Origin of the sequence: Vibrio sp. V01_P9A10T6 (assembly GCF_963877065.1) — a bacterium.
Lineage (GTDB): Bacteria > Pseudomonadota > Gammaproteobacteria > Enterobacterales > Vibrionaceae > Vibrio > Vibrio anguillarum.
In genome coordinates this window covers 1-4988 of sequence record NZ_CAWNTB010000083.1, presented here as the reverse complement: position 1 = coordinate 4988, position 4988 = coordinate 1, and the positions used below count along the sequence as shown (strand labels likewise).

The 4988-nt window shown below is 44.3% G+C and carries 7 protein-coding genes; 3 read left to right on the top strand and 4 right to left on the bottom strand.

Annotation, left to right across the window (positions count from 1 at the left end; genetic code table 11):
* Nucleotide 1 precedes the first annotated feature (1 nt).
* Both metA and pilW read left to right on the top strand, forming a co-directional pair.
* The gene (gene metA / locus AACQ21_RS04600; protein ID WP_258174206.1) at nt 2-880 is read left to right on the top strand and encodes a homoserine O-acetyltransferase MetA; all 879 of its coding nucleotides are present in this window, start codon (nt 2-4) and stop codon (nt 878-880) included.
* A 145-nt stretch (nt 881-1025) separates the two neighbouring features.
* Complete coding sequence (pilW, locus tag AACQ21_RS04595) at nt 1026-1739, top strand: type IV pilus biogenesis/stability protein PilW (protein ID WP_105976789.1); 714 nt, start codon at nt 1026-1028, stop codon at nt 1737-1739.
* A gap of 22 nt (nt 1740-1761) precedes the next feature.
* Here pilW and AACQ21_RS04590 read toward each other — a convergent pair whose 3' ends face one another.
* From AACQ21_RS04590 to AACQ21_RS04580, 3 genes are all read right to left on the bottom strand, one after another.
* A complete protein-coding gene (locus tag AACQ21_RS04590) occupies nt 1762-1983 on the bottom strand; it encodes a hypothetical protein (protein WP_017042994.1) in 222 nt (73 codons plus the stop codon).
* A gap of 62 nt (nt 1984-2045) precedes the next feature.
* Nucleotides 2046-3080: a 23S rRNA (adenine(1618)-N(6))-methyltransferase RlmF gene (rlmF, locus tag AACQ21_RS04585; RefSeq protein WP_105976788.1), complete on the bottom strand. Its 1035-nt coding sequence runs from the start codon at nt 3078-3080 to the stop codon at nt 2046-2048.
* Nucleotides 3080-3583: a M48 metallopeptidase family protein gene (locus AACQ21_RS04580; RefSeq protein ID WP_010318598.1), complete on the bottom strand. Its 504-nt coding sequence runs from the start codon at nt 3581-3583 to the stop codon at nt 3080-3082. The genes rlmF and AACQ21_RS04580 overlap by 1 nt, the downstream gene beginning before the upstream one ends.
* 165 nt (nt 3584-3748) lie before the next feature.
* Between AACQ21_RS04580 and AACQ21_RS04575 the strand changes: the two genes are divergently transcribed.
* The gene (locus AACQ21_RS04575; protein WP_010318599.1) at nt 3749-3976 is read left to right on the top strand and encodes a glutaredoxin family protein; all 228 of its coding nucleotides are present in this window, start codon (nt 3749-3751) and stop codon (nt 3974-3976) included.
* Nucleotides 3977-3999: 23 nt separating this feature from the next.
* Here the strand turns inward: AACQ21_RS04575 and AACQ21_RS04570 are convergent, their stop codons facing one another.
* Complete coding sequence (locus AACQ21_RS04570; protein ID WP_026027359.1) at nt 4000-4869, bottom strand: LysR family transcriptional regulator; 870 nt, start codon at nt 4867-4869, stop codon at nt 4000-4002.
* Nucleotides 4870-4988: the final 119 nt, after the last annotated feature.

The window sequence follows — 4988 nt, the reverse complement described above, 5'->3', positions numbered from 1 at the left end:
CGTGATGTCAGAAACACGTGCCGCCACACAGGGCATCCGTCCACTGAAAGTTTTGATTTTGAATTTAATGCCGAAGAAAATCGAAACCGAGACTCAGTTTTTGCGCCTGTTATCCAATACTCCGCTGCAAGTGGATATTGAATTACTGAGAATTGATGAGCGCCCAAGTAAAAATACCCCCACTGAACATTTGGAGAACTTTTACCGTCAATTTGAGATGGTAAAAAATCGCAACTTCGACGGGCTCATCATCACCGGAGCGCCTTTGGGGTTGGTCCAATTTGAAGATGTGATTTATTGGGAACACTTAAAAAGCGTGATGGAATGGGCTAAAAATCACGTCACTTCCACACTCTACGTTTGCTGGGCAGCGCAAGCGGGGCTAAAACTGCTCTACAATCTGCCCAAACGAACTCGCAAAGAAAAATTATCGGGCGTTTATCATCATGAAATCCACCATCCCTTTCATCCGATATTACGCGGCTTTGACGACACCTTTTTAGCGCCCCATTCTCGTTATGCTGATTTCTCACCAGAATACTTAGCCGAACATACGAATTTAGATATTCTCGCCACCTCTGATGTGGCGGGTGTGTACTTAGCCTCAACCAAAGACAAACGTAACGTGTTTGTCACAGGTCACCCTGAATACGACGCACATACACTGCATGGTGAATATATTCGAGATTTAGGTGAAGGGATGGAACCCGCAATCCCAGTCAACTACTACCCCAATGACAACCCAGATAATAAACCAGTAGCCAGTTGGCGAAGCCACGGTCACTTGCTGTTTGCAAACTGGTTAAACTACTGTGTTTACCAACAAACACCTTACGACCTTGAACACTTTAGCGAAGATAAATTTACCAAAGACGATTAGTGTTTCATGCCTGATCATCTCAGTAATGAGGTGTTCAGGTTTTCATCAAACATAGTGCATACTGACTCGCATTCTTCTCTGCTCTTTCCCCCTCGATCTTCTGATTTCCTTATCATGCGTCTAAGCGATTTAGGAGATGCAGATAATGAAAAAAGTACTGATGATATTGATAATGTCCACGTTATCGGCCTGTGTCACCGTGAACGAAAAAGGTGAGCCTGAAGTAAAAGCGGATCCGGTTGAAATGGCCGAATCTCGCATTGCGCTCGGCCTAGGCTATTTAGAAAATGGCAACATGAGCAAAGCGCGTGAGAACTTAGAAAAAGCCACACAACATGCGCCGACTTACTATCGCTCGCAACTTGCGATGGCTCACTACTACGAAACTGTCGGTGAAACAGAGGCCGCACGTAAAACCTATCAAGCCGCGCTTCGCGCTCATCCCAAAAACGGCAATATTCTCAATAACTACGGCACATTTTTGTGCAAGCAGGGCGAATATCAAAAAGCCGATGAATATTTTAACCGCGCCATTGCTCAACCCTATTATTACCTTGTCCCAGCAAGCTATGAGAACGCAGCCTTTTGCGCGTTAAAATCTGGCGATAAAGAACAAGCGCACTACTATTTTGCAAAAACATTAAACCATGACCCTAATCGAGCTCGTTCATTGCTGCAATTAGCTAAATTGGAAATTGACGCTCAACAATACACGCAAGCTCGCATCCGCTTGATGCAATTTAATCAGCGCTACGGTAACCAAAAAACATCGCTTCAATTATTGGTAGAGTTAGAGAAAAAGGCAGGAAATAAAGCGTTAGAGAAAAAATATCAAGCGGCGCTCGATACCTTTTCCTAACATCGTATTACTAGGGCAAGGGTTATTTGATATTGGTGGGTCTACCGTCTTTGCCACCATTACGGTCACGATAGTGGATACGGCGAAGACGTCTGACTTTCTGAGCGCGCTGAATTTTTTGATATTCGCGATAGATAATACGAATAAAAAACCCAAGCCCAATCATCGCAAGCAAAGCAAACAGATAAGCGAAAGGCTGGCAGATCCAGTCAGGTTGGCAAGGTAAATAAAGGTCAAAGTCCATACCTTACTCCTTCTATTGCTATCTCAACTCACTGACCAATATAGTCAATCAACGAAGTCAGCCTAGCACTTTGCCGCTAACCATTGTTTGCGTTGGCTGTCATTTTGGAAACTCCATGCGATGAATCGACTCACTTTTTGCCCTTGTTGCATTTCAACAACCTTCACCACTGCAGCACCCACTTTATCTAACTGTTTTTGCATCCAACGTACATTCTCTTTTTTAGAGATCAATGTGGTGAACCACAGCACTTGCTGAGCGTAGTGTTGACTTTCAAAGGCCATGTTTTTAATAAAGGCAGCTTCACCACCGGGGCACCATAACTCAGCTTTTTGTCCACCAAAGTTGAGCGTAACCGCCTTACTTCTGTTAGCGTCTTGCCCCGCAATTTCTTGACCTTTTTTGACTCGATTACGCTGTAAATTTTTCAACTTACGTTCGCTGCCTTGCTGCGCCTGTAGTTGTGATGCATGAAAAGGCGGGTTGCACGTGGTGAGATCGTAACGCTCATTTTCTTGAATAATCTGCTTAAAAATATGTTTTGCATCGCTCTGCAAACGGCATTCAATACGCCCATTGAGCGAAGCATTACCATTAACCACCAGATTGGCGGATTTAATAGAGATAGGATCAATATCGCTACCAACATAGCGCCAGCCGTACTCTGCCACGCCCACTATCGGATAAATACAGTTCGCTCCGACCCCAATATCAAGTGCGTGAACCTTCTCATGCTTGATTGCTGGGCACTCATCTAGCAGCAGATCGGCCACGCGATGAATATAATCAGCTCGACCGGGGATCGGCGGGCACAAATACCCAGCGGGAATATCCCAATGGGTCACATGATAATGATGTGTCAATAACGCTTTGTTGAGCATTTTCACCGCCATCGCATCGGAGAAATTGATGCTCGGTTCACCACTCGGGTTGCGAATAACAAAGGGCTTCAAAGCAGGCAGTGTATTAATCAGCGCGGGGAAATCGTATTGTCCTTGATGCTGATTACGAGGATGTAACCCCTGCTTTGCTTTTAACGAAGGTTTTTTATGGCTCGCTTCTGGTTGGCTTTTCTGCGGCTTCGCTTTGGCTGACATTACTGCTCCTCTTTTAAATCGAGATACATCATAAACAATCGTGCATCAAACTCGAGCTGATGATAATTCGGTTCCATATGGCAACACAGTTGATAGAAAGCCTTGTTGTGCTCTTTCTCTTTGATGTGAGCCAGCTCATGTACCACTAGCATGCGCAGCAGCGGCTCCGGTGCTTCTTTAAACATGCTCGCTATGCGGATCTCATTTTTAGATTTGATTTTCCCACCATGCACTTTGGCAACATAACTGTGCAACCCTAGTGCGTTATTGATAATGTGGATTTTATTGTCGTACACCACTTTACTGATCGGCGCCGTTTTCTTCATGTATTGATTTTTGAGATCAATCGCGTAGTTAAACAACGCTTTTTCACTTTGAATCGAATGGCGCTGTGGGTAGCGTTGCTCAAACCAGCTAACGAATTTACCGGCCGTGATCAACTGTTCAACTTGTGAAACGAGATGAGGCGGATAGTTTTGTATGTAACGAAAAGATGGATGCATAGCCCAGCAACTGACTCATAAAAAAGGCGCTAAGTGTAACTGAATCAAGCCTGTGTTTCATCTTTCCAATCACAAGGAGCAAGGCTTCGCATCCGAGAGAGTTGAAACTCAGCGCCTCGGTGGGTAAACTTGCCGCCCTTTATGTTCGGTTAATGAGTGAATTAGATGAAACGTATTGTGCTCTACGTCAAAGATAAATGCCCGCACTGTAAAGATGCTCAGCGCTATCTTGACGCCAAACAGATCCCCTACCGCTTATGTAACGCAAAAATGCAACGCGGCCGGAAAGAACTGGATGCGATCGGCGCGCGCAGTGTACCGGCTTTAAAAATTGGTGATCGGATTATGATTGGCTGGAACCCAAACAACTTTGAAAAAATCTATCAAAGTTAATCGAACGATACACATCGCCCCTTTCACACGTACTGTTTCACAAATTCAATAAAAGTACGGTCGGCATTAGACAAATAGCCCTCTTTGCGCCATGCGAGGGCTAAATCTAACCAGACTGGCGGTTCAAAAGGGATCGCTCGTACATCCGGTTCATGCTCCGTTACAAGCTCTAATAACGCAGTCACTGCGTACTCATGTTTGACAATACTTAAAATCATTGGCAAAAGATTGGTTTCAAAAGAGAAATGTGCGCTGAGCTTATGCTCTTTACACACTTTATCAATGAAGTCTCGGTGGAAATAACCGGGCTTAAACATTACCAATTCATGCTCAAAAAAGGTCTTAAAATCTATCGATTCTCGTTGTGCTAACTCATGTTCTTTCCCCACTACCGCCACCATTTGCGATGATAAGAGGGGATCAACCTCTAAATCCGGAGGAAGATCATGATTGAGGATCACGCCAATATCTAGCTCACCACTGAGCAACATTTTTCTAATCGACTGAGTTCCCGCTTCTATCACCGTCATTTTTAGCAAGGGAAAGTGACTTTTAAAAGCCATTACAATTTCTGGAAAGAAATAGGATCCCATCATGCTCGGCGCGCCGAGCCTCACTTCGCCTTTGACGAGCCCTTTAAGCTCATCCATCGCCAATTGTGCATCTTCAAGTTGCTGCAAAATACGAGTGGCGTGTTCATATAACACTTGCCCTTCATGGGTCAGCGTCACTTTTCGCTCATCTCTTTTTAGCAAAACAACCCCTAATTGCTGCTCAAATTTTTTAATCGAAATACTAAGCGCTGGCTGCGCAATGTGCAGTTGCTGGGCTGCTAAAGTAAAGCTGCCGCACTGAACCACAGCCGAAAAATGTTTTAGATGGCGAGTATCCATAGCTTTATGGTTCCACAGAATCAAACGAAGCGAGATTCGTCCAACGAGGTTTGGATATATTTTATATATCACGACGATATTTTTAATATATTTTATTAATCACCAAGCCACTGCTACTG

Bases quoted from the DNA above. Each gene is read 5' to 3' on its own strand.
- pilW (WP_105976789.1), top strand. From the start codon at position 1,026: ATGAAAAAAGTACTGATGATATTGATAATGTCCACGTTATCGGCCTGT.
- AACQ21_RS04590 (WP_017042994.1), bottom strand. From the start codon at position 1,983: ATGGACTTTGACCTTTATTTACCTTGCCAACCTGACTGGATCTGCCAG.
- rlmF (WP_105976788.1), bottom strand. From the start codon at position 3,080: ATGTCAGCCAAAGCGAAGCCGCAGAAAAGCCAACCAGAAGCGAGCCAT.
- AACQ21_RS04580 (WP_010318598.1), bottom strand. From the start codon at position 3,583: ATGCATCCATCTTTTCGTTACATACAAAACTATCCGCCTCATCTCGTT.
- AACQ21_RS04575 (WP_010318599.1), top strand. From the start codon at position 3,749: ATGAAACGTATTGTGCTCTACGTCAAAGATAAATGCCCGCACTGTAAA.
- AACQ21_RS04570 (WP_026027359.1), bottom strand. From the start codon at position 4,869: ATGGATACTCGCCATCTAAAACATTTTTCGGCTGTGGTTCAGTGCGGC.